The sequence below is a fragment of the Pseudoalteromonas sp. APC 3355 genome (genome assembly GCF_030407615.1).
Classification (GTDB): domain Bacteria; phylum Pseudomonadota; class Gammaproteobacteria; order Enterobacterales; family Alteromonadaceae; genus Pseudoalteromonas; species Pseudoalteromonas distincta.
On the sequence record NZ_JASDDB010000015.1, the window covers coordinates 40,150 to 63,606 of the forward strand.

General features: G+C 39.4%; 18 protein-coding genes. 12 read left to right on the forward strand and 6 right to left on the reverse strand.

What is annotated here, in order from left to right; translation table 11 throughout:
• Positions 1-23 precede the first annotated feature (23 nt).
• Positions 24-821: a M48 family metallopeptidase gene (locus QMA08_RS17090; RefSeq protein WP_039487466.1), complete on the reverse strand. Its 798-nt coding sequence runs from the start codon at positions 819-821 to the stop codon at positions 24-26.
• 197 nt (positions 822-1,018) lie between these two features.
• Between QMA08_RS17090 and QMA08_RS17095 the strand changes: the two genes are divergently transcribed.
• Positions 1,019-2,221, forward strand: coding sequence for a Bcr/CflA family efflux MFS transporter (locus QMA08_RS17095; RefSeq protein WP_004335389.1), 1,203 nt, complete (start codon positions 1,019-1,021; stop codon positions 2,219-2,221).
• A gap of 26 nt (positions 2,222-2,247) precedes the next feature.
• Here QMA08_RS17095 and grpE read toward each other — a convergent pair whose 3' ends face one another.
• Entirely contained in the window at positions 2,248-2,859 is a 612-nt protein-coding gene (gene grpE / locus QMA08_RS17100) for a nucleotide exchange factor GrpE (RefSeq protein WP_024597391.1), read from the reverse strand.
• Between the two features lie 58 nt (positions 2,860-2,917).
• On the reverse strand, positions 2,918-3,883 hold the full coding sequence (locus QMA08_RS17105; protein ID WP_290175027.1) for an HrcA family transcriptional regulator: 966 nt from the start codon (positions 3,881-3,883) through the stop codon (positions 2,918-2,920).
• 154 nt (positions 3,884-4,037) lie between these two features.
• On the opposite strand from QMA08_RS17105, the gene nadK reads away from it, so the two are divergent.
• The 4 genes from nadK to QMA08_RS17125 all read left to right on the forward strand — a co-directional run bounded on the left by nadK (position 4,038) and on the right by QMA08_RS17125 (position 7,662).
• Positions 4,038-4,922, forward strand: a complete 885-nt coding sequence (gene nadK / locus QMA08_RS17110) for an NAD(+) kinase (protein WP_290175028.1) — start codon at positions 4,038-4,040, stop codon at positions 4,920-4,922.
• Between the two features lie 77 nt (positions 4,923-4,999).
• Positions 5,000-5,557, forward strand: coding sequence for a hypothetical protein (locus QMA08_RS17115; protein ID WP_149602433.1), 558 nt, complete (start codon positions 5,000-5,002; stop codon positions 5,555-5,557).
• Between the two features lie 75 nt (positions 5,558-5,632).
• Complete coding sequence (gene recN / locus QMA08_RS17120; protein WP_182711572.1) at positions 5,633-7,306, forward strand: DNA repair protein RecN; 1,674 nt, start codon at positions 5,633-5,635, stop codon at positions 7,304-7,306.
• Positions 7,307-7,338: 32 nt separating this feature from the next.
• The gene (locus QMA08_RS17125; protein WP_149602431.1) at positions 7,339-7,662 is read left to right on the forward strand and encodes a hypothetical protein; all 324 of its coding nucleotides are present in this window, start codon (positions 7,339-7,341) and stop codon (positions 7,660-7,662) included.
• A gap of 13 nt (positions 7,663-7,675) precedes the next feature.
• On the opposite strand, the gene QMA08_RS17130 is transcribed toward QMA08_RS17125, so the two are convergent.
• Positions 7,676-8,356, reverse strand: coding sequence for a GGDEF domain-containing protein (locus QMA08_RS17130; RefSeq protein WP_290175029.1), 681 nt, complete (start codon positions 8,354-8,356; stop codon positions 7,676-7,678).
• A 608-nt stretch (positions 8,357-8,964) separates the two neighbouring features.
• Here QMA08_RS17130 and QMA08_RS17135 point away from each other — a divergent pair.
• Positions 8,965-9,501: a hypothetical protein gene (locus QMA08_RS17135; RefSeq protein ID WP_039487450.1), complete on the forward strand. Its 537-nt coding sequence runs from the start codon at positions 8,965-8,967 to the stop codon at positions 9,499-9,501.
• Positions 9,502-9,560: 59 nt separating this feature from the next.
• On the opposite strand, the gene QMA08_RS17140 is transcribed toward QMA08_RS17135, so the two are convergent.
• Both QMA08_RS17140 and gltB read right to left on the reverse strand, forming a co-directional pair.
• Entirely contained in the window at positions 9,561-10,976 is a 1,416-nt protein-coding gene (locus QMA08_RS17140) for an FAD-dependent oxidoreductase (protein WP_004335378.1), read from the reverse strand.
• A 9-nt stretch (positions 10,977-10,985) separates the two neighbouring features.
• Positions 10,986-15,443, reverse strand: a complete 4,458-nt coding sequence (gltB, locus tag QMA08_RS17145; RefSeq protein ID WP_290175030.1) for a glutamate synthase large subunit — start codon at positions 15,441-15,443, stop codon at positions 10,986-10,988.
• Between the two features lie 699 nt (positions 15,444-16,142).
• On the opposite strand from gltB, the gene QMA08_RS17150 reads away from it, so the two are divergent.
• The 6 genes from QMA08_RS17150 to QMA08_RS17175 all read left to right on the forward strand — a co-directional run bounded on the left by QMA08_RS17150 (position 16,143) and on the right by QMA08_RS17175 (position 23,402).
• Positions 16,143-17,396 carry an HlyD family efflux transporter periplasmic adaptor subunit gene (locus tag QMA08_RS17150; protein ID WP_004335376.1) on the forward strand — a complete coding sequence of 418 codons (1,254 nt, stop codon included), beginning with the start codon at positions 16,143-16,145 and terminating at the stop codon, positions 17,394-17,396.
• Positions 17,397-17,438: 42 nt separating this feature from the next.
• On the forward strand, positions 17,439-18,149 hold the full coding sequence (locus QMA08_RS17155; RefSeq protein WP_024592687.1) for an ABC transporter ATP-binding protein: 711 nt from the start codon (positions 17,439-17,441) through the stop codon (positions 18,147-18,149).
• A 3-nt stretch (positions 18,150-18,152) separates the two neighbouring features.
• Positions 18,153-19,466, forward strand: coding sequence for an ABC transporter permease (locus QMA08_RS17160; RefSeq protein WP_149602430.1), 1,314 nt, complete (start codon positions 18,153-18,155; stop codon positions 19,464-19,466).
• Positions 19,467-19,477: 11 nt separating this feature from the next.
• Entirely contained in the window at positions 19,478-20,686 is a 1,209-nt protein-coding gene (locus QMA08_RS17165; RefSeq protein WP_188161563.1) for an FtsX-like permease family protein, read from the forward strand.
• Positions 20,687-20,757: 71 nt separating this feature from the next.
• On the forward strand, positions 20,758-22,089 hold the full coding sequence (locus QMA08_RS17170; RefSeq protein WP_039487435.1) for a sigma-54 dependent transcriptional regulator: 1,332 nt from the start codon (positions 20,758-20,760) through the stop codon (positions 22,087-22,089).
• A complete protein-coding gene (locus QMA08_RS17175) occupies positions 22,089-23,402 on the forward strand; it encodes an ATP-binding protein (RefSeq protein ID WP_039487432.1) in 1,314 nt (437 codons plus the stop codon). The genes QMA08_RS17170 and QMA08_RS17175 overlap by 1 nt, the downstream gene beginning before the upstream one ends.
• Positions 23,403-23,457 lie beyond the last annotated feature (55 nt).

Below are 23,457 nucleotides of genomic sequence, written 5' to 3' on the forward strand. Positions count from 1 at the left end.
ACTTCAGATAGTAAAGCGCTTAACTACAGTGTGCATTGTGGGTTTTTACCCTGTGCTTTAGCAGTGCTTTGCTCGCTAAGTGCTTTACTCATTTGCGCTTGTAGATTTTTAATACGGTTACTTGGCGCTGGGTGAGTAGATAAAAACTCAGGGGTTGTACCGCTGCCCGCTGCACTCATATTTTCCCAAAGTGTAACCGACTCTTGTGGATTAAAACCCGCCTGTGCCATTAAATCCAGACCTATAGTATCGGCTTCTGATTCGTGAGAGCGGCTAAATGGTAAAACAACTCCATATTGTGCCCCCAAACCTAAGCCTTGCATAATTTCGTTACGGTATTGAATATTACCCATTTCAAGTGCCGCACTACCAAGCTGCATACCGGTATCTAAAATAGAGCTTTGTGAAACACGCTCATTAGAATGCTCAGCAATTACGTGCCCTACTTCGTGCCCTAGTACTGTTGCTAGTTGGTCTTGATTGGTGGCTATTTTTAATAAGCCCGTATGAACCCCAATGTAACCACCAGGTAATGCAAAAGCGTTAGCAGATTCATCTTCAAATACCACTACTTCCCAATTTTGCGACGCGTATTCTTTTGGTAATACAGCGACTACTTTTTCAGCAATGCAATTTACATAAGAATTTGTTTTAGCGTCTTTATTTATTGGCTGAGATGCTTTCATTTCGGCAAAGCTAGCTGTGCCCATTTCACTCATTTGTTGATCTGAGTAAAGCGCTATTTGAGTACGTCCTGTTGGTGACGTTTTACAACCGGCTAAAACGGCTGTCGCTAATACTGCAAGTACTAGTTTTTTCATGATAATTCTCTTAAGTAATGAATTTTTTATTGCTTGTAGAATAGCAAACACAGTACCAATTTAAAATATTTGCTTTATGTACCGTTATATTAAAAAAAAGCAATATGACGATAAACTTAGCGGGCAAACTAAGTTTATCCAAATACAATGCCCTGTTACACTATAACCCTTGTTTTTAGTGATTGTTGAGTTTACACATGGACGCCTCAGCCTCGTCTTTTAATACCCGTATTTTATTGCCTTTATTAGCCAGTATAGTGGCGATTACGCCATTGGCGATAGATATGTACTTACCTGCCATGCTGGTAATTGCAAACGATTTACACACTAATATGCCCAATGTACAAATATCGTTGAGTATTTACTTAGCGGGCTATTCATTAGGGATGCTATTTTTTGGCCCCATTGCCGATCAAATTGGCCGCCGTAAGCTTGCACGTATTGGCTTAACCTTATTTGGTGCAAGCTCTCTTGCACTGGCATTTACCACCGAAATCCATGCTTTTTGGACTCTTAGAGCAGTGCAAGCATTTACGGGAGCGGCAGCAACGGTAGTAGTACCGGGTATTATTCGCCATATTTATCAGCAAAATACAGCTAAGGGAATGTCGTATGTGTCGATGATTATGATGGTAGCGCCGTTAGTTGCCCCTTCTGTTGGTTCGTTTATTTTAGGATTTTCTGTTTGGTCAACCATATTTTTGGTTCTTGCTGGGTATAGCTTTTTAATATTAGCATTTGTGCAAGTGTATCTAATTGATATTCCTATTCACAAAAACGAAAAAAAGGGTCTCGCTCTATTTTTTGATAGCTATAAAACAGTACTCAGTAATAAAGATGCACGTGCCGACATACTCAGCTCTATGTTTGTATCGTTTGGATTTTTTTGCTTTTTAACATCAGTACCTTTTATATATTTAGATTTATATGAAGTATCAGAACAATTATTTGGTGTGTTATTTGCCTTTAACGTAATGGCGCTGATGTTTGGTAACTTTTTAAATACGCGAATTGTACCAAGGCTGGGCTCTCGAAAGATGCTCTATATTGGGCTTGTATGTGGGTTTGTATCGGGGCTTGCTTTGTTAACATTTAGCTTATTGCATTTATCACTTTATTATATTGTGGCTGCTATTGCGCCATTAATGATGAGCTTAGGCGTCACTGCAAGTAATGCTGACTCGTTAATTTTAATGAAGTTTGAAAAAAACACAGGCACGGCAACCGCCGTAATTGGCACACTTCGTTTTGGCAGTGGCGCATTAGTTGGCCCACTACTCGCTATTATGCATGCAAAAAGCGCAGTGCCATTTTCAAGTCTAATGTTTAGCGCTGTGTTGCTTACTATGCTCGTACAGTTAATTCACTATAAAAAAGACAAAAAAAATGCCTCAATATGAGGCATTTTTTAAAACTAATAATTCAATTAAGCATCAGCAGCTTTAGAAACCATAACCATTGCAGGGCGTAATAAACGACCATTCAATGTGTAACCTTTTTGCATAACAGCAAGTACTGTATTAGGTGTTACATCGTTACTTGGTTGAATTGACATTGCTTGATGAAAATCTGGATTAAACTGCTCACCTTGTGGGTTTACAATTTCAACACCAAACTTTGCAACAGCATCGTTAAAGCTTTTAACTGTCATATCGATACCTTCAAGCAACGGCTTTAAAGTCTCATTTTCTTTATCAGAAAACTCAATAGCACGCTCAAGATTATCAATTACAGGTAGTAATTCGTTAGCAAATTTTTCTAGTGCAAACTTATGCGCTTTTTCTACATCTTGTGCTGCACGACGACGAATGTTGTCTACGTCTGCTGCAGCACGAACAACACCATCTTTTTGATCAGCAATAGTTTGTTTAGCAGCTTCAAGCTCTGCATATAGCATAGCTATTTCTGCTTCAGGGCTTTGCTCTTCTTCTGCATGTTGATCAGCGGCTTCTACTGCTGCTTCTACATCAGCCTGCATTTTAGAAATTTCTTCGTTTAATTCTACTTCTTGCTCAGGGTTTTGTGTCTGCTCAGACATAAAATACGTGCTCCAATTCTTTACAACTGCGGTAATTATGGGGATTGAATAAAAAGATTCAAGAGTTAGATGCCTCAATTAATTTAAATTCTCGAATTATTTCTTCGATTTGCGCTGATTTAGGGCAAATTATACAAAAGCGGCTTTGGTATTCTTGGTTTTGAAAGTACGGCACGCTTATTACGATCAATTCATCACACTCAGTAAAAGGCAATTTTTCGCTATTAAGTACCGATACACCGTTTTTAAAAGCGAGTTTATCTTCTACATAATTTAAAAACGAAACACCAATATTTAAACTTTGCTCACAATCGATTTGTTTATAGAGGTAATTTTCGCCAACTACAATACTATTATCTGAGCCTAATTTTTGACTTAGCTGTCGCGTCCATTGATTAAGTGAATCATGACAATTTCGAGGCGCTGTATTTGTCATCGCCTGCATACGATACAAACCCTCCATAAGAGTTTGTTGGCTAAATACGGTATTCAACCATGTTGCAAACTGATAACGAACAGAATCTGACGAATCATGAGGTTTATCAATACAAATGTTGTGGCTCTGCCCAGCCCTGTCTATTAATAGAATAAGCCAGTCGGTAGAATCAAAATCAAGCACCTCAACTCTAAACACTTGCTGCGAGCTGGCTTGTGGTAAACCAACACAACAACATATTTGGTATTTTTGGCTCAAACCATGTGCTAGTTCAACGAGTTGTGATTGCTCTGGTTGCCAATAATTAGCAATTTCAGCGAGTGGAAAAAACTCATCAAACCAATAATCAAACCCTTCATTTGTGGGCACTCGTCCTGCAGATGTATGAGGTGAATACAATAGCCCCACTTTTTCTAAGCGAGCCATAGCATTACGAACCGTAGCCGAGCATACTGCCATACCTTTGAGCTTGGCAATTTTTGTTGATGGAACAGGCAAGCCTTCACCATTACAGTACATGTTCATAACAGCTGAAAAAATTTGCTGATCTCGTGAGTTTAGTTTCATGGTATCTACATCTTGTTGCATGAAAGAGATATCGGGGCGTTTAGTTGTTTTTCAAGTCGTGCAGTTAACTGACTGCGAATAAAATTGAAGGTTTATAATATTGCTATAATCTGTATTTTCAAACACTTCTGTTTTGAGTTACTCTACAATTATTAAATCTTTTTGTGCGTACATTATGGACTCTCCTTTTAATACCATAGGCCTAATTGGCAAACCTAATCACCCGGGAGCCGCTGCTACCCTTCAGCGCTTACATACATTTTTACTTGCGCTTGGTTTTGAGGTAATAGTAGAAAAACGCACAGGGAGTCAATTAGACGATATCCCGCATGACAAACTTGTTAAGTTAGTCGACTTAGGAGAACAAGCCGATTTAGCTATTGTTGTAGGCGGTGACGGGAACATGCTTGGTGCTGCGCGCGTGCTTGCGCGCTTTAACATTGCTGTTATTGGTGTAAATAGAGGTAACCTTGGCTTTTTAACTGATTTAAACCCTGAAGGGTTTGAAGCGAGCTTAGAGCAAGTCCTCAGTGGTGAGTACCTTGAAGAAAAACGCTTTTTATTAGAAGTAGAAGTATATCGCCACAACGAATTAAAGAGTGCAAACTCAGCCGTTAACGAAGCGGTACTTCATGCCGATAAAGTAGCGCATATGATTGAGTTTGAAGCTTTTATAAATAATGACTTTGTGTTTTCTCAGCGCTCTGACGGTTTAATAGTATCAACCCCTACTGGCTCTACGGCATATTCACTTTCAGGTGGCGGGCCAATTTTAACGCCAGAGCTAAATGCAATATCGTTAGTACCTATGTTTCCTCATACCTTATCTAGCAGACCTTTAGTGGTCGATGCCGATAACGAAGTACGCTTAAAGCTAAGCCTAGAAAATACAGATAGCCTACAAGTAAGTTGCGACAGCCACGTTGTGCTTGCCGTATTACCCGGCGATGAGGTAGTAATTAAAAAAGCGGATAAAAAATTGCGCTTAATTCATCCAAAAAATTACTCGTACTACAACGTTTTACGTACAAAACTAAATTGGGGTAGTCGTTTGTACTAATTTTATTGCCAAATTTAGTACTATAAAGCAAAATGGCGGCTTAAAATAATAATCAAATAATTTAGGAACGAGTAGCAATGACTTATGTAGTATTCTTTGCTTTACTGCTATTAATTACACTTTTATACAGTTACCTCAAAATTGAGAGTAATCGCAAAAAAGCAATCGAAGCTAGAAAAAAGCTATTTAATGAACGTGTTTCGCATGTAAATTCACGCCTTAAAGCAAAGCTTAATGATCTTCTTGATGCTAAAATAATTCGCCCAAAATACGTTCCTCGTATTCAAGCTATTGTAAATAATTTTTTTGTTGTGCAATCGCATACAGACGAGAATTTGCAACAACTTGAAGATACCGCTGACCTACTAATTAATACGTTGTCCAATGAGTTAATTAAAGCTAATCAAACGAATGTAATCCAACCATTGATTGATAATATACAGTACTTTGTATCTGAGTTACCTCAGCAAGGAATCTTATACAATAAGAGTTTTTACCTAAATACTTTACCTCCACTTATCGGGCTACTTAAAACCGAAGACGTTATACAAGCTACTGATATTGTTGATGATCAAATTGATACCTCCCCAAAAACTTCTGACACACAATTTACTCAAGATGTAAGCGTTGCATAAATAATAAAAAATTAATTTGCAAAAAACCAAAACACTGTATAAATTAACAGTTAATTGACTGGATGGATAAACAGTATGTTAATTGGTTTAGAAGTTAAAAATTTTGCAATTGTTAGTAATTTAAGCACAGAGTGGCGCAGCGGTATGACCGCGATCACTGGCGAGACAGGTGCTGGTAAATCTATTGCTATTGATGCGCTATCATTATGTTTAGGTGAACGAGCTGAAGCATCAGCAGTGCGCCCAAGCTCTGATAAAGCAGAAGTATGCGCTCAATTTGACCTAACAGATTTACCGCTAGCTCAATCGTTTTTAGAGCAACATATGCTAAACAATGACGATAATGAATGTTTATTGCGTCGTGTTGTTTGCAAAAATGGACGCAGTAAAAGCTACATTAATGGCAGTGCCGTTACCGCATCACAATTAAAAGAACTTGGTCAATATTTAATATCTATTCATGGACAACATGCCCACCAACACTTATTAAAAGCTGAGCATCAGTTACAGCTTTTAGATGCCTACGCAGGGCATCACCACTTAGTAAATGATGTAAATAACAACTATAAACAGTTTGCTAACTTACAAAAAGAATTTAAACATTTAGAGCAACAACAGCAGCAACAAGCAGCGCAAAAACAATTGTTAGAATACCAAGTTGCAGAGCTCGATGAGTTTGCCTTACAAGAAGGTGAGTTTGATTTAATTGAGGCCGAGCATTACAAACTTAGTAACAGCCAAACAATATTAGAATCGTGCCAACGTGAATTACAATACTTATATGAAAGTGATGAACAAAATGCTTGTTCAATGCTGCAGCACAGTGCCCAACAATTCGCTGAGCTGGCTCAATACGACGAAAGCTTAGCTGGCGTAGCAGCCCTCCTTAGTGAAGCCGCAGTACAAGTTGAAGAAGCAAGCCGTGAAGTTCGAAATTATACTGAGCAAGCAGATTTAGATCCTGCTCGTTTAGGTGAAGTAGAAAATAGACTAAGCGGTGCGATGGATTTAGCGCGTAAGCATCACATAAAACCACAGCAGCTAGTTGAGTTTCATCAATCGATTGCTCAGGAGCTTGAATCAATAAGTAATAATAGTAATCGTCTGGAGCAACTAGAGTCAGAAATAGAAAGCGCGTTAATTAGTTATAAGCAAGCTGCCGATGAACTTAGTAAAAGTCGCTATGAGTATGCTAATACACTTAACACACTAATAAGTGAAAGCATGGCTAATTTATCGATGGAAAACGGTGTATTTGAAATAGCTTTAACTCAAGAGAGTAGCCGCGCACCTAATAGCTTAGGGTACGATAATGTGTCGTTTTTAGTATCAACTAATCCTGGGCAGCCACTTCAGCCGTTAGCTAAAGTAGCCTCAGGTGGTGAGCTTTCGCGAATTAGCCTTGCTATACAGGTAATTATTGCCCAAAAAGTAACAACCCCAACGCTTATTTTTGATGAAGTTGATGTAGGTATTTCTGGCCCTACAGCATCAGCCGTAGGCAAACTATTGCGCCAGTTAGGTAAGTCTACTCAAGTGATTTGTGTTACCCATTTACCACAAGTTGCTAGTAGCGCACACCAACAATTTTTTGTAGCTAAAGAAATAGCACAAGGCGAAACGTTCACTCATATGCTGCCTTTGAATAAAGATGGTCGTATTAATGAAATAGCTCGCTTACTTGGTGGTGATAATATCAGTAAAACAGCTAAAGCGAATGCTAAAGAACTAATAATGGCCCATGCCTAATATTGGTTAATAGAGCTTTGAAGGATTAAATAATGCACAGTACTTTAGTTAATTTTTGTATCATTTTAAGTTGGTTTTTATTAGCGCTAAGCAGCTGTTTAATTATTTTTAGTAAATATAAGCATATCTACTTTAAACAGCGTTTACTGAGGTTTTTAAATAGCTTTTTAGTTCTTCAGATAATCGCTGTAGCCTATTACTTTACTAGCGAAAAAGTAAATAACCTAAGTGACTTAGGGATAAGTTATTGGCTATTAATTACAATGCAGATTGCCTGCAATGCAATGTGTTACATGAGCGTAAAGCGCAGAAAGGCTAAAATAAAGCCATCACTTGATTCGTTTTCAATGGATTAAAGTAGATAAACCTTTAAGAAGAACACGTTCTGTTTTTACCTTGCGCTTTTGCTTTATAAAGTAGTTCATCAGCACGCTTGATATCAAGATCAATTGAGCGTTCGGCACTTGCAGAGATAACACCAATACTTAGCGTAATATTGGTACTATCTGAAAATAAGCTCACAACTGAAGCTTTAAGGGCGTTGTGGATTTTTTCTGCAACTTGCTCCCCCTGCTCAACTGTTGCATCTGGAATAACAATTAAAAACTCCTCTCCGCCCCAACGTGATGCAATCGCATTTTTTGGAATACTTTTATCAAAGGTTTTAGCTAACTGAATAAGTGCTTCATCGCCAAAATCATGGCCGAATTGATCATTAATTTTTTTAAAATTATCTACATCAGCTAATAAAATTACAAAAGGAGTATTATTATCTTTCAGCTCACTTTTAAAAGCCACAAGCTTATTCATGGTATAGCGACGGTTTGGCAGGTTGGTGAGTGGATCTATAGTTGCTAAAAATTCATTTTTTTGACTCAAAGCAATTATTTTATTGCTGTATTTTTCTCTTAAACACTCGTAGTAGCCACTCAGCGACGCGACAATCATAAAGGAAATTATTATTCTTATAGGAAACTGTTCCGGACTATAGTCATATATGTTGAATATATCAGCACAGTAAAAGCCTAAAACAATCGCTAATAAAAACAAAATTATATCAAATGTACCTCGTTTAAGTCCGCGTATTGAATAAGTAACAGGAGACACTATGAATATCCATATAGGCCCTGTTCCTTGTGCCCCACCAGTGAGAACTAGGTAAAACATTAGTGCATAAAGGTTGTATAAAATTATAGTGCCTGACTTCTCTACTCCCCTACTTATGCTAAATGCCAATAAATAAACAAACGAAGAAACAACCAGAGTACACGCTAATAAATAACTGCTATTAATAAATGCTAAGCTAGCCATCGAAAACGTTGCTATAAACCCTATTGAAGAGAAGAATCGAACAATGAGTTTCCTTTCCGATTTGTTTGAATATTCGTACATAATTTCTATTTATTTTATTAATGTATAAAAGCCTACTTGTATGTAAAAAGTAAGCAAACCGTAAACAGCGTGCGATAATGAACCAGCTTTATATTTAAATCAACTCCTAAGATTAGTTATTTGAGCTTGATAAAAGCGTATATTTTAGTCATTATTTACCTTTATCAGGGATGAATACGGTTATTGTAATGTATGACCCCATGATGTAATACGCTTTATTTAAAAAAATAAAGCCTAGGATAAAACAATAACGTTAAGGATTAAAAATGAATAAACTTGCTCTTCTTGTTCCTGCACTAATAGTACTGAGTGGCTGTAAAAGTAATGATATAACTCGCGCAGTTAAAGATGGTATTAACGGTGCTGTAAATAGTGTATCTAGCTCTAGCAACCAATCAATTAACTCTTCAAATCAAAGTGCTTATACAACGACGCAAACAAAAGTTTTAGCGTATAAAGCAACAAAAGAAGCTAGAGATTATGGCCAAATAACGTTAGCTAGTACTGCTGAAAATCCAAAAAAACAAACTCGAGTTGCTATAAATAAGTGCCTGCATCCTCGTGTAGGTGAAGTAAAATGTAAGGCTTATATGTATGAGATTAGCCCTCAAGGCTGGTTAATAGATGCCCAAAGCAACCGTATTTGGCTCGAAACAAGAACAACCCACTATGACAAGGTAGTTCCTTCTGGTAGTTACTATATGAAAGTAAGAACGGAAGGTGTCGCTAAAGAAAGCTATGCTACAGGTGATATTAATATAATACCGTTTGTTACTAACTACGTTGACATTACATTCGAATAAAACAAATAAAAAAGCAAGCCAGTTGGCTTGCTTCTTATTCATTTTATTAATACGAACAATTAAACTTTTAAGTAATCCATAATACCTTCTGCAGCATTACGTCCTTCAAAAATAGCGGTTACCACTAAATCTGAACCACGCACAATATCGCCACCAGCAAATATTTTAGGGTTCGTTGTTTGATGTGTAAATTCACCTTGTTCTGGTGCATTAATGCCGCCCCAGTGGTTTATTTCTACATCGTATTTTTCTAACCAATCCATTTTGTGAGGCTGGAAACCAAATGCCATAATAACTTGGTCAGCTTCTATCACATGCTCTGAACCAGGTACTTCTTCAGCACGACTTCTGCCATTTGCGTCAGGTTCGCCTAATTTAGTTTTAACCATTCTAACGCCAGTTACTTTACCTTTATCGTTCAATACAATGCCTTTAGGCTGAACGTTATAGGTAAATATAACGCCTTCTTCTTTGGCGTTTTTAACTTCACGTTTAGAACCAGGCATATTTTCTTTATCACGACGATAAGCACACGTTACTTTTGCAGCATTTTGACGAATAGACGTACGCACACAGTCCATCGCTGTATCACCACCACCAAGTACAACTACTTTTTGGTTAGCCATATCAATACACGGCTGCTTAGTCTCGTCATAGCCCATTACACGGTTAGTATTACCAATCAAAAACGGGAGGGCATCGTGAACGCCTGGTGCATCTTCATTTTCAAGACCTGCACGCATACTTTGATACGTACCAACCCCTAAAAATACGGCGTCATAATCAGCTAAAATTTGATCAAGCGTAATATCAACACCTACTTCAACATTTAACTTAAACTCCACGCCCATTTCAGTGAAAATTTCACGGCGCTTTTGCATCACTTCTTTTTCAAGTTTAAAAGAAGGAATACCAAACGTGAGTAGTCCGCCAATTTCTGGATGACGATCAAACACTACTGGTTTTACGCCGTTACGAACTAAAATATCAGCACACCCTAAACCAGCTGGGCCCGCACCAATAATAGCTACTTTTTTGTCAGTCCATGTTACATAAGACATATCAGGCTTCCAGCCCATTTTAAATGCCTCATCAGTAATATATTTTTCAATATTACCTATTGTTACAGCACCAAACTCTTCATCGAGCGTACACGAGCCTTCACACAAGCGATCTTGTGGGCAAACGCGACCACACACTTCTGGTAAACTGTTTGTACGATGAGAAAGCTCTGCTGCCTCTATAATACGACCTGTGCGTATTAACTTTAACCATTGTGGAATGTAGTTATGTACTGGGCACTTCCACTCACAATACGGGTTACCACAATCTAAACAACGATCAGCTTGTGAGTTAACCTGATTCTCTGAAAAGGGTTCGTAAATTTCTACGAAAGATTTTTTACGTGACGAGATTGGTTTTTTGCGTGGGTCTACACGCTGCACGTCTATAAATTGATATACATTTTCGCTCATACTGCCCCCTTATTGCGCCTGAACACGTAGTTCGGCACTACTACGAGCGCGATGCCCGAGTAAACTTTTTACGTCGCTTGATTTTGGTTTTACTAATTTGAACATCGGTAAGTACAGTTCAAAGTTAGCTAAAATGCTTTCTGCTCTGCACGAACCTGTAAGCTCTAAATGCTCAGCAATTAAGCCGCGTAAATGTTCCTGATGCGACGTTAATTCGTCTAGTGTTACTATTTCTACAAGCTCTGGATTAATGCGTTTTTCAAAATCATTTCGCTCATCTAAAATATAAGCAAAACCACCAGTCATGCCCGCGCCAAAGTTAACACCTACATTACCAAGTACACACACAACGCCACCGGTCATGTATTCACAACCATTGTCACCTACACCTTCAACAACCGCTTGCACACCTGAGTTACGAACTGCAAAGCGCTCACCGGCACAACCCGCTGCAAACAGTTTTCCGCCTGTAGCGCCGTACAAACATGTGTTTCCGGCAATGGTTGCTTTATGGCTTTCAAAAGATGAGCCAAGTGGTGGACGAATAACTAACTTACCGCCTGCCATGCCTTTACCTACGTAATCGTTAGCATCGCCAACCAATGTCATTTCAAGACCACCGGCATTCCATACACCAAACGATTGACCCGCCGTACCGTGTAATTCAATTGCTACTGGGTCTGCCGCCATACCTTGATTACCGTGTTTATCAGCAATATAACCCGAAAGCATTGCACCTACAGAGCGGTCAGTATTACAAATACGACTCACAAGCGAGATACCGCTTGACGTATCAATTGCCTCTTGCGCTTTAGCTAATAAACTTTCGTTTAACTTACCTAGGTAATGTGAACTGTTAGGCGCACTACAATAAAGCGTTTCGCCAGTTGGGTTGTTCGGCTGAGCAATAACAGACGATAAATCTATTTTCTTCTGCTTTGCAGTTTTGCCTTCAATTTCTTCTAATAAATCTAAACGGCCAATTAAATCAGTTAAATTTGCAACGCCTAGGCTAGCCATAATTTCACGCGCTTCTTGCGCTATAAACTTAAAGTAGTTCATCGCCATTTCTGGTAAGCCGTGATAATGCTTTTGACGAAGTGTTTCGTCTTGTGTTGCAACACCGGTTGCACAGTTATTTAAGTGACAAATACGTAAGTATTTACACCCAAGGGCAACCATTGGACCAGTACCAAAGCCAAAGCTTTCAGCACCTAAAATTGCCGCTTTAATAATATCTAAACCTGTTTTTAAACCACCATCTGTTTGCAGGCGAATACGATGACGAAGGCCATTTTCAACTAGTGCTTGCTGTGTTTCAGCAAGTCCAAGCTCCCATGGGCTACCTGCATATTTAACAGAAGTAAGTGGGCTTGCGCCTGTACCGCCATCGTAGCCAGAAATAGTAATTAAATCGGCATATGCTTTAGCAACACCTGTTGCAATGGTTCCCACACCTGGCTCTGAAACCAGTTTTACAGAAATAAGTGCTTTAGGGTTTACTTGTTTTAAATCGAAAATTAGCTGTGCTAAATCTTCAATTGAGTAAATATCGTGATGCGGTGGTGGCGAAATTAACGTAACACCTGGTACCGAATAACGAAGCTTAGCAATATACGGCGTTACTTTTTCACCTGGTAATTGTCCACCTTCGCCTGGTTTTGCACCTTGCGCTACTTTAATTTGAATAACGTCAGCACTGCGTAAGTAATGAGGCGTTACACCAAATCGACCTGAAGCGACTTGTTTAATACGCGAGTTTTTCTCTGTACCATAACGCAGTTTATCTTCACCGCCTTCACCAGAGTTTGAACAACCACCTAAGCGGTTCATTGCAATTGCTAGCGCTTCATGCGCTTCTGGTGATAACGCACCAATACTCATTGCTGCTGAGTCAAAACGCTTGTATAGGTTTTCTGCAGACTCTACTTCATCAATGCTTATACCTTGCTCAGGTAATTTAAGCGCTAACATATCGCGCAAAGTCGCTATTGGACGATTATTAACTAAATCAGCGTACGCACTGTAGTCCTTATAATCACCTGAGCGAACCGCTTTTTGCAGGGTTTGAATAACATCTGGATTATAAGCATGATACTCACCACCGTGAACGTACTTAAATAAACCACCGTGGCTTAATAATTTACGCTTACTTAAAGCAAGTTTGTGCAAACTTTGCTGATCGTCATCAAAGTCGGTAAAGCACGCACCTTGTATACGACTTGCAACGCCTTTAAAGCACATTTCAATAATCGCATCAGATAATCCCACCGCTTCAAACAACATTGAACAACGATAAGACGCAACCGTACTTATGCCCATTTTAGACATAATTTTGTATAAGCCTTTATTAATGGCTTTACGATAAGCAAGGGTCACTTCGCAATACGACTTATCAATAATTTTGCTGTCGCTCATCGCAACTAACGATTCATACGCAAGGTATGGATAAATTGCCGTAGCACCAAAACCTAATAGCACAGCAAACTGGTGCGCATCTCGCACGCTGCCAGTTTCAATGATAATATTTGATTCACAGCGCAAGTTGTTATCAACTAAGCGTTTTTGTACCGCACCTACAGCCATAGCAGCTGGAATTGGTAAATTTATTTCATCAAAGTTACGGTCAGTTAAAATAAGCATGATACAGCCCGAAGCTGCTTTTTCTTGTGCTTGGTCACAAATACGCGTAACCGCGTTTTCTAAACCCTCTTCAACTGTGTAGGTAATATCAATTTTACAGTAGCTGTAGTGCGCTTCATCAGCATTTAATAGCTGCTGCATATCTGCGTACATTAAAATTGGTGTATCAAACTGCAGGCGCTTAGCGTGGCCCGTTGTTTCGTTAAATACGTTTTGCTCACTACCAATACAGGTTGCAAGCGACATTACATGGTTTTCACGTAGTGGATCGATAGGTGGATTTGTTACTTGCGCAAATTTTTGGCGGAAGTAATCATAAAGTGAACGATGCCCTTCACTAAGCACAGCAAATGGCGTGTCATCACCCATTGAGCCTGTCGCTTCTTGGCCGTTTTCACCCATTACACGAATAACGCTATCAAGCTCTTCGTTGGTATAACCAAACATTTTTTGATATTTAGCTAGCGTTTCGTCATCAAATGAGCGATTACCGGCGTCTTGCTCAGTAAGTTCTTCAAATGGAACTAAACGTTTAACGTTTTCTTCAAGCCATGACTTGTAAGGATGGCGAGATTTTAAATCCTGATCGATTTCATCCGAGTGCCAGATTTTGCCAAGTTTAGTATCAATAACTAATAATTCACCTGGACCAACACGGCCTTTTTCAACCACTTCATCGGCAGTGTAATCCCAAATACCCACTTCTGATGCAAGCGTAATAAAACCATCTTGTGTAATTACATAACGTGCTGGGCGAAGTCCATTACGGTCAAGGTTACACGCCGCAAAACGACCATCCGACATAACAATACCTGCCGGGCCATCCCATGGTTCCATATGCATAGAGTTAAAGTCGTAAAATGCACGTAAATCGTCGTCCATTGCACGGTTTTTCTGCCATGCAGGCGGAACGAGCATACGCATCGCGCGGAATAAATCCATGCCGCCAGCTAAAAATAGCTCAAGCATATTATCTAGGCTTGATGAATCAGAACCGGTTTCGTTTACAAACGGCGCTGCGCTTTGTAAGTCTGGAATAAGCGGTGACGCAAACTTATAAGAACGTGCGCGTGCCCACTGGCGGTTACCTTCAATAGTATTAATTTCACCATTGTGTGCTAAATAGCGGAAAGGTTGAGCTAAAGGCCAACGCGGCTGAGTATTAGTAGAAAAGCGCTGATGGAAAACACAAATCGCACTCGTCATACGAATATCAGCTAAATCTAGGTAAAAATTAGGTAAATCCGCAGGCATCATTAAGCCTTTATAGATAGTTACCAAACCAGATAAACTTGCGATATAGAAAGCTTCATCATCAACAATGCGCTTTTCAGCGCGGCGGCGTGCTACATATAAGCGACGCTCTAAGTCTTTAGAACGCCAACCTTCTGGCGCGCTAACAAAAATTTGTTCAAAACCTGGTAATTGCTGTACAGCAATAGGACCCAACATAGATGGGTCGGTTGGTACAACACGCCAACCTAAAATATTTAGCGTTTCTTTTTCTAATTCTTCGCTAAGTATTTGTTTTGCAGCTTGTGCTAAAACAGGGTCTGAATTTAAAAATATCATACCCACTGCGTAGTTTTTGCCTAAGTGCCAATTATGTTCACTGGCAATTGCACGGAAAAAGCTATCTGGTTTTTGTAATAATAAACCACAGCCATCACCTGTTTTACCATCGGCAGATATACCGCCACGGTGCTGCATGCGATCAAGCCCCGTAATAGCAGTACGAATAAGCCTATGACTAGCTTGACCATTAACTTGGGCTATTAAGCCAAAGCCACAATTTTCTTTTTCTAACTTTGAGTCGTATAACATAGACCCCTCCCCTTGCTGCACTGTTAGCGTGGATGAACTGCTCGACGATTTGCTAACAGACGGACAAAACTAGCCTCTATCTTAAATAGAGTCAATAGCACTTTGAATACATATTCACATTCTTGAATATTTCTCACTTCATAGCAAGATTTCTTTTTATCATTATTTTTAACATTTAGCGTTATTTTAACCACTATTTTTTCATGACACTGGTGTCAAGTTTAATATATTGTAAAAAACACAAGCGCTCAAAGCCGCAGCTTACGTAAACGTAAGGGTAGGCAAAAGTGAATAAGTATTCAACATATGAAGCGCTATTCAGTTAACATTTAGATAGTTTTATGCTATTTCATTACTTTAATGGCTTAACATCCCCGATTATTGCTGCTCATTAGTATAGTTATGAAAGTTCATGTCCTTTTTTGTACATTAATAGTGAATTTTTATTTAAAGCGGTGTCCGATGCGGACATAAAAACTGTCCGCGGACATCATTTTAAAGAACAAAAAATAAAAAGCACTTTAATATCAATGCGATAATAGTTGGCATATTAATCGTATAGCTTTACATATAATCGCTAATTGGAATTACCATGTTTACTCTAAGCTTATTTTTGCTCTCTCCTATTGCCGCCATTTGCACAGCAGCTTTATTACTGCTGTGCGAAAAATACATAAAAGCAATGTAGGGGGGAATTAAATGATTAAAGATACCAGCGCACAAGACGTACAAGTAAAGGCACCTATAAACTATAAAAAATACGCGATAATCACTGCGATTGTTTTCATTGTGGTCTCTACAGTTGCTTATATTTTTTTAACGAGTCATAGCGCTAAAAGCTCTATTAGCCGCTCAAAAGTACAGGTTGCAAAAGTACATGTTAAAGCGCTCATTCGAGATATTGCCGCCAGTGGTAAAATTGTTGCTGCCAATGCTCCTAAAATCTACAGTCCAGAACGTGGATTTATAGATTTAAAAGTAAAGGCCGGCGATACAGTAAAGCAAGGCGATACACTTGCCCTGCTGCAAAGCCCTGAGTTAACTAACGAATTAAAGCAACAGGAGTCTGTACTTAAAAGACTACAAGGCGAGCAGCAAAGGCAGCATTTGCAAGCAAGACGCCAAACACTCACTTTAAATAAAACACTCGATATGGCACAAGTTGAGCTTAATGCCGCTGAGCGCGAAAATCGTCGCGCGCAGTTATCAATTCAAAAGCACTTAATTAGCCAAATTGATCTTGAAAAAGCAGTTGATGATTTATCACGTGCAAAGCTCTCATATAAACATGCACAACAAGAGGTACTGCTTGCCAAAGACACGCTCGCCTTTGAACTACAAGCTGCTAAAAGTGATGTGACCCGCCAACAACTTATTGTTGATGACTTAATCAGAAAAGTAAGCAACCTATCTATTAAGGCTACCGTTACTGGGATCGTGGGTAACCTACTTGTGCAACAAAAAGCCGCTGTGACACAAAGCCAACCTCTTATGACACTCGTCGACTTAAGTAATTTCGAAGCGGAACTTCAAGTACCTGAAAGTTACGCCAATGAATTAGGGCTCGGTATGGAAGTAGAGCTTAAGTTAGGCAATGAAACAGTGATGGGGAATTTATCCGCCATATCACCAGAAGTTAATAATCGTGAAGTAACAGCACGCGTCCGATTTAAAGGTGTTACTAACAACATCCGTCAAAACCAACGCTTAACTGCTCGTATTTTACTCGACAACCGAGAAGGTGTAATGCAGGTAAAACGCGGCGCTTTTATGCAGCAAGGCGGAATTTTTGCTTATAAGGTAGAAGGCAATATTGCAAAGCGTATACCTATTACAATAGGCGCTACCAGCATTAATGCGGTTGAGCTTTTGAGCGGACTAAAAGAAAACGATGAGATTATTATTTCAAGCTACAGCGACTTTAAGCAAGCCGATACGATTTTATTAAATTAAACAGACGTTCTCAACCAACGCTAAAAATAATTAGGAACAACCATGTTACAAATGAACAATGTAAGTAAAGTATACCAAACAGAAATGGTACAAACCCATGCGCTTCGAGACTTTAACCTGCAAGTAAACGAAGGCGAATTTATTGCTGTTACCGGTCCTAGCGGCTCAGGAAAAACAACCTTTTTAAATATTGCAGGTATGCTCGAGCCTTTTAACGAAGGTGAATACCTGTTGGATGGCGTTAATGTTGGCAGCCTAAACGATAACCAACGTGCTGATTTACGTAATCAAAAAATTGGCTTTATATTCCAAGGCTTTAATTTGATCCCCGATTTAAATTTATACGAAAACATAGAAGTTCCTCTTCGCTACAGAGGGATTAAAGCAAATGAGCGAAAACGTCGAATTGAGCAATGCCTTGAACAAGTTGGTTTAGCATCTCGCGCTAAACACTTACCTCAACAACTCTCTGGTGGCCAGCAACAACGTGTGGCAATAGCCCGTGCGCTTGCTGGTAAACCTCGTTTTTTACTTGCCGATGAGCCAACAGGTAACCTTGACAGCCTAATGGCTCGCCAAGTTATGGAGTTACTTGAACAAATCAATCGCGACGGTGCCACTATTGTAATGGTAACGCATGATAGCGAATTAGCCCGCCGTGCTCCGCGTAATATTCAAGTAGTTGATGGACAACTTGCCGACTTTACGCTTTATCAGGGCGCGCAAACTATAAAAACAGCATCGGGGGTTTAACTAATGTTTATTCATTATTTAGATTTAAGTTGGCGCAGCTTCAAGCGCACCCCACTGGTTAGCTTTTTAATGGTACTTGCCATTGCGATAGGTATAGGCATAACAATGACCAGCCTTAGTGTTTATCACATGATGTCGGCCGATCCTATCCCAGAAAAAAGCAGCCAACTTTACAGTGTGCAATTACAAACAATGGACGATGGTAGTACGTGGTGGACAGAAGATAACATGCCACTGCAACTGACCTATCAAGATGCTGAGAACTTATTAAACGCACCCACGCCAGAGAAAAAAGTGGCTATGATGCGTACCGGCTTTTCAGTTTATCTAGACTCCGACAAAATAAAACCTTTTATAGGTAATGCTCGCATGACAACGCCTGACTTTTTTAGCATGTTTAATTTGTCATTTTTATACGGGGGGGCTTGGAGCAAAGAGCAAGAAGACTCTGCCGCACCTGTCGTTGTTATTACCCAAGAGATAAACGATAAACTATTTGCAGGAAAAAACTCTGTCGGAGAACTGATTTACTTAGATGATACAAGCTATCAAGTAGTTGGTGTTATTAACCATTGGCCTCTCAATATTAAATATTATGATTTAAATAACGGTGCATTTAATCAAGTAGAAGAGTTATTTATGCCCTTTAGCTTAATAAAGGCAAAAGAGCTCGTAAGTTGGGGCAATAGCAATGGATGGAAACACGAAAACACACCAACCTTTGCAGATAAACTGCAATCTGAGCAAGTATGGATCCAGTTTTGGGCAGAGCTAAATACGCTTGAACAAAAACAAGCCTATCAAAATTACTTATTAGCCTACATGCAAGAACAACAAAAACGTGGTCGATTTAATCGTAAAGAACTTGAGTATAAACTTCGCGATGTAAACCAATGGATGCAATACAACAACGTCGTCACCGAAGACAATAAAATTTTAGTGGGCCTGAGCTTTATGTTCTTAGGTGTCTGCTTAGCCAATATTTTAGGTTTACTTTTAGCTAAGTTTTTACGCAGAGCGCCAGAAGTAGGTGTAAGACGCGCATTAGGTGCTAGTAAAAGGCAAATATTTTTACAGCACTTAGTTGAGGTCGCCATGCTTGGCTTTATAGGTGGCATGCTAGGAATTGTACTAGCACAACTTGGTTTAATGGGCGTAGGGCAAAGCTACGACTACTATGAAAACTTAGCGACAATGGATTTAACCATGCTATTGAGCGCCCCATTGATTGCAATTACAACCTGCATTTTAGCTGGTTTGTACCCAGCTTGGTTAGTGTGTAAAACCAATCCTGCTATTTATCTTAAGAGCCAATAAGGAATGTCACAATGTTAGAAATAAAACCTATATTTAACGCCTTATGCCGCTCAAAGGTGGGCGCTGTATTACTACTAATTCAAATTGCAATTACCACAGCTATAGTCAGTAATGCTGCATTTATTATTCAAGATAGAATTAGCTATTTAAACCAAGAAACGGGCTACCCTGAGCAAGATATATTTAAGTTTAATGTAATGACCTTTGGTACTGATATTAACTTAAGCCAGCAGTTTGAGCTTGATGAAAGCATGCTTAGAAAAATGCCAGGCGTAGTTGATGCCGCATTAAGCAGTAGTATTCCGCTATCAGGGGGTGGCAGCGCTTCGAGCTTTAATTTAAAACCTGCTCCACAAGAAGGCCTAAGTGTCAGGACCGCTTATTTTTTTATAGATGACCACGCAATTAATACCTACGGCGTTAACTTAATTGCAGGGCGAAACTTTACCGAAGATGAAGTGCTCGTTACAAACGAAATTACACAAAAGCGCACCAACGTCACTATAGTCACTAAAGCCTTACTTGATGAGCTCTACCCTGATGGAGATGGTTTAGGAAAGATAGTTTATTTTGGTGACCTACCACTTAAAGTTATTGGCGTGATCGGAAAAATGAAAGGCCCGTGGCTCAAAGACAGTAAACCCGATAATCTTGCGTTTATTCCTTATATTAAAGCAGCAAGTTATGCACAAGTTGCCGTTCGTACTAAGCCTGGTCAGCGAGCAGCTGTGATGAAAGAAATAGAAAATGCTATGCTCGAAAATTACAGCAAACGCGTTATTAACAACATTAAAGGGCTTGATGAATTAAAAAATGAGTATACCGCTCAAGATCGCCTTATGATGCGCATGCTCATAGTATTAATCACTATTTTAGTGCTTATAACCGCTCTCGGTATTTTTGGCTTAACCTTATTTAATATTAGCAAACGTACTAAGCAAATTGGTACACGCAGAGCACTTGGCGCAAGAAAGTCAGCTATTGTTAGCTACTTTTTAGTAGAAAATGCATTAATTTGTAGCCTAGGTTTAGCCTTAGGTGTAGTAACAGCAATACTGCTTGGGAAAATGTTAATGCAGTATTTTTCTGTAGCTGCACTACCGCCAAGTTATATAGCCGTTACCGCCATTGCCGTATTTTTAATGAGCTTACTTGCAGTATTAGCGCCGGCTAAACGCGCTGCTAATATTTCGCCCAGTATCGCAACTCGCACTATTTAATAATATGTAAATCACTATGCTACACTGCTTAGTAAGGCAGTGTAGCCATTAAAAAATTATAAAAATAACCTATGACTCATAAAATACTCATTGTTGATGATAACCAAGCAGTACTCGACGCACTTTCATTGTTGCTCGAGATCCACGACTTTTCGGTAGTCACTGCAACAAATCCGTTTGATGCTCTGCAAATAGTTCGCTATCAGCGAATTGAGCTTGTAATTCAAGACATGAACTTTACCAGTGACACCACCTCTGGTGAAGAAGGTAAAGCCTTGTTTTATGAACTACGAGAAATAAACCCACACCTCCCTATTATACTTATTACAGCCTGGACCGAACTTGCCACCGCCATTGAGCTTGTAAAAGCCGGTGCTGCTGATTACTTACCAAAACCCTGGGATGATGCAAAACTACTAGTTTGTATCGCTAACTTAATAGAGCTAGGCAGTGCTAAAAAAATAGTTGCTACACATAATCGCCATCAACAAGAGCGTGAAGGTACATTTAAAAGCGCAGACCTTGCCGGGCTAATATTTAAAAGCACGGCTATGGAACGACTGGTCACTATGGCGCTACAAGTAGCTAAATCTGATATATCTGCATTAATTACAGGCCCTAATGGGAGTGGTAAAGAGTGCATTGCGCATATCATTCAAAAAAACTCCCCACTTGTATCGCAACCTTTTATTAAGGTAAACGCAGGCGCACTACCGCAAGAACTTATAGAGGCCGAGCTTTTTGGCGCTGAAGCCGGTGCATATACGGGGATAACCAAACAACGTATTGGTCGATTTGAAGCAGCTGATGGCGGTACGTTATTTTTAGATGAAATTGGTAATTTACCACTTTCAGGACAAATAAAATTACTACGCGTACTACAAACCGGCGAGTTTGAACGTTTAGGCTCAACAAAAACACGAAAAGTAGATGTGCGGGTTATATCGGCCACTAACGAAAACTTACTACAAGCAATTCAACAAGGTAGATTTAGGGAAGACTTATATTATCGCCTTAATGTAATTGAGCTCAATGTGCCTGCCCTGTGCGAAAGACAAGATGATGTTTTAGCACTTATTAGCCATTTTTTACCTCACCGAGAGCTGACTATAAACACAGAGCAAGCACTTCAACATTACAAATGGCCGGGTAACGTTCGAGAGCTAGAAAACGCTTGTAAACGCGTAGCGGTACTAAAACCTACAGGTGCGCTTACAGTCGATGACTTTGTACTTTCGTCACCGGTTACTGCTCAACAAGAAGCAAAAGCAGAGCCGACCAAACAAGAAATAGAACACGCAATGCGCGCTCATCAAGGTGTTATAGCCAAAGTGGCCCGTGAATTTGGTTTAAGCCGACAAGCACTTTACAGGCGGTTACAAAAAATGGGTATTGATTATTAATGCTAAACATTATTAGCAACTTTACCCTAAGCCAAAAGGTTGTATTAATTTGCGGGTTTTGTAGCGCGCTGCCTGTTGTTATTATTGCCGCGCTAAGTGGCTTTGATATTTACTACACTCTGTTTTTAATATTACTAACGCTTACATTTAGCACCCTGCTTTCAAGAGCTCTCTCCAAGCCAATAAAGCTTGGCATGCAATCGCTTGAAACCGGATTACTTAATTTTAAAGATGGTGAGCTCTCCAGTTTGCTTGCGTATAAAAGTAATGATGAACTTGGAAAACTATGCCAACTTTATAATCAAACCGCAAAACAGCTTCGCCAAGAAAAACAATGGATTTACCAGCGCGAGTTAATGCTTGATAAAGTATTGCAAAGCTCGCCGCAAGCGTTATTGCTGGTCAATGATAATAATACGGTGGTATTTAGTAATTTAATTAGCCGTAGTTTATTTAATAGCGCAACTCGCCTTGAAGGTATGCAGCTAAGTAAATTGCTCGAAAATTCGCCTCTGCAATTAGTAGCAGCTATAGAGCACGGTATTGATGGCCTCTTTAATATAGAAATAGAGAATCAAGACTCGCAAACTTGGCATTTAGCCACTGGGGAGTTTTTACTTAATAATCAAAAGCATCATTTATATATATTTAAACAGTTAACCCGTGAACTTAGTCGCCAAGAAGTTGCGGTGTGGAAAAAAGTAATACGCATTATTAGCCACGAATTAAATAATTCACTCGGCCCTATGTCATCCATGCTACACAGCGCACAATTGCTCGCAAATAAAGTTGATGAGCCTCGCCTTGCCCGTGTATTTGCAACTATTGATGAGCGAATTAGTCACTTAACTGAATTTGTACAAGGCTATGGCAAGTTTGCTAAATTACCTCAGCCACAAAAAACGCGGGTTAACTGGCAAAACACCCTCAATAATTTAAAAAATCACTGGCAATTTAGCTACGAAATAAAAAATTCACACAATGAATTACAAGCTGATCAAACACAACTCGAGCAGCTGCTGATAAACCTATTAAAAAATTCACACGAGTCAGGCTCCAACGCCAATGAAATACATATTCAGGTCGAGTTTGTACCCCAAGCATGTGTTATAAATGTAAGCGACTGCGGCAAAGGAATGAGCGAGCAAGTAATGGCAAATGCTTTAGTGCCCTTTTATTCAACAAAAAGTACGGGGAGTGGTTTAGGGCTAGCCTTATGCAGAGAAATAGCAGAAGCGCACCAGGGGCATATAAGTTTACATAACAAAATAGAGGGCGGCTTAAACGTACAAGTGAGCCTTCCTTATTCATAAATTCACACAAATTAAAAACAACAAAGCCACTTAAAAAGTGGCTTTGTGTTTAAAG

What these genes read in the sequence shown, in the direction of transcription:
- QMA08_RS17095 (WP_004335389.1), top strand. Translation starts at nt 1,019, where the DNA reads ATGGACGCCTCAGCCTCGTCTTTTAATACCCGTATTTTATTGCCTTTA.
- nadK (WP_290175028.1), top strand. Translation starts at nt 4,038, where the DNA reads ATGGACTCTCCTTTTAATACCATAGGCCTAATTGGCAAACCTAATCAC.
- QMA08_RS17140 (WP_004335378.1), bottom strand. Translation starts at nt 10,976, where the DNA reads ATGAGCGAAAATGTATATCAATTTATAGACGTGCAGCGTGTAGACCCA.
- QMA08_RS17155 (WP_024592687.1), top strand. Translation starts at nt 17,439, where the DNA reads ATGTTACAAATGAACAATGTAAGTAAAGTATACCAAACAGAAATGGTA.
- QMA08_RS17170 (WP_039487435.1), top strand. Translation starts at nt 20,758, where the DNA reads ATGACTCATAAAATACTCATTGTTGATGATAACCAAGCAGTACTCGAC.
- grpE (WP_024597391.1), bottom strand. Translation starts at nt 2,859, where the DNA reads ATGTCTGAGCAGACACAAAACCCTGAGCAAGAAGTAGAATTAAACGAA.
- QMA08_RS17090 (WP_039487466.1), bottom strand. Translation starts at nt 821, where the DNA reads ATGAAAAAACTAGTACTTGCAGTATTAGCGACAGCCGTTTTAGCCGGT.
- QMA08_RS17115 (WP_149602433.1), top strand. Translation starts at nt 5,000, where the DNA reads ATGACTTATGTAGTATTCTTTGCTTTACTGCTATTAATTACACTTTTA.
- QMA08_RS17165 (WP_188161563.1), top strand. Translation starts at nt 19,478, where the DNA reads ATGTTAGAAATAAAACCTATATTTAACGCCTTATGCCGCTCAAAGGTG.
- QMA08_RS17125 (WP_149602431.1), top strand. Translation starts at nt 7,339, where the DNA reads ATGCACAGTACTTTAGTTAATTTTTGTATCATTTTAAGTTGGTTTTTA.
- QMA08_RS17135 (WP_039487450.1), top strand. Translation starts at nt 8,965, where the DNA reads ATGAATAAACTTGCTCTTCTTGTTCCTGCACTAATAGTACTGAGTGGC.
- QMA08_RS17105 (WP_290175027.1), bottom strand. Translation starts at nt 3,883, where the DNA reads ATGCAACAAGATGTAGATACCATGAAACTAAACTCACGAGATCAGCAA.
- QMA08_RS17150 (WP_004335376.1), top strand. Translation starts at nt 16,143, where the DNA reads ATGATTAAAGATACCAGCGCACAAGACGTACAAGTAAAGGCACCTATA.
- recN (WP_182711572.1), top strand. Translation starts at nt 5,633, where the DNA reads ATGTTAATTGGTTTAGAAGTTAAAAATTTTGCAATTGTTAGTAATTTA.
- QMA08_RS17160 (WP_149602430.1), top strand. Translation starts at nt 18,153, where the DNA reads ATGTTTATTCATTATTTAGATTTAAGTTGGCGCAGCTTCAAGCGCACC.
- QMA08_RS17175 (WP_039487432.1), top strand. Translation starts at nt 22,089, where the DNA reads ATGCTAAACATTATTAGCAACTTTACCCTAAGCCAAAAGGTTGTATTA.
- gltB (WP_290175030.1), bottom strand. Translation starts at nt 15,443, where the DNA reads ATGTTATACGACTCAAAGTTAGAAAAAGAAAATTGTGGCTTTGGCTTA.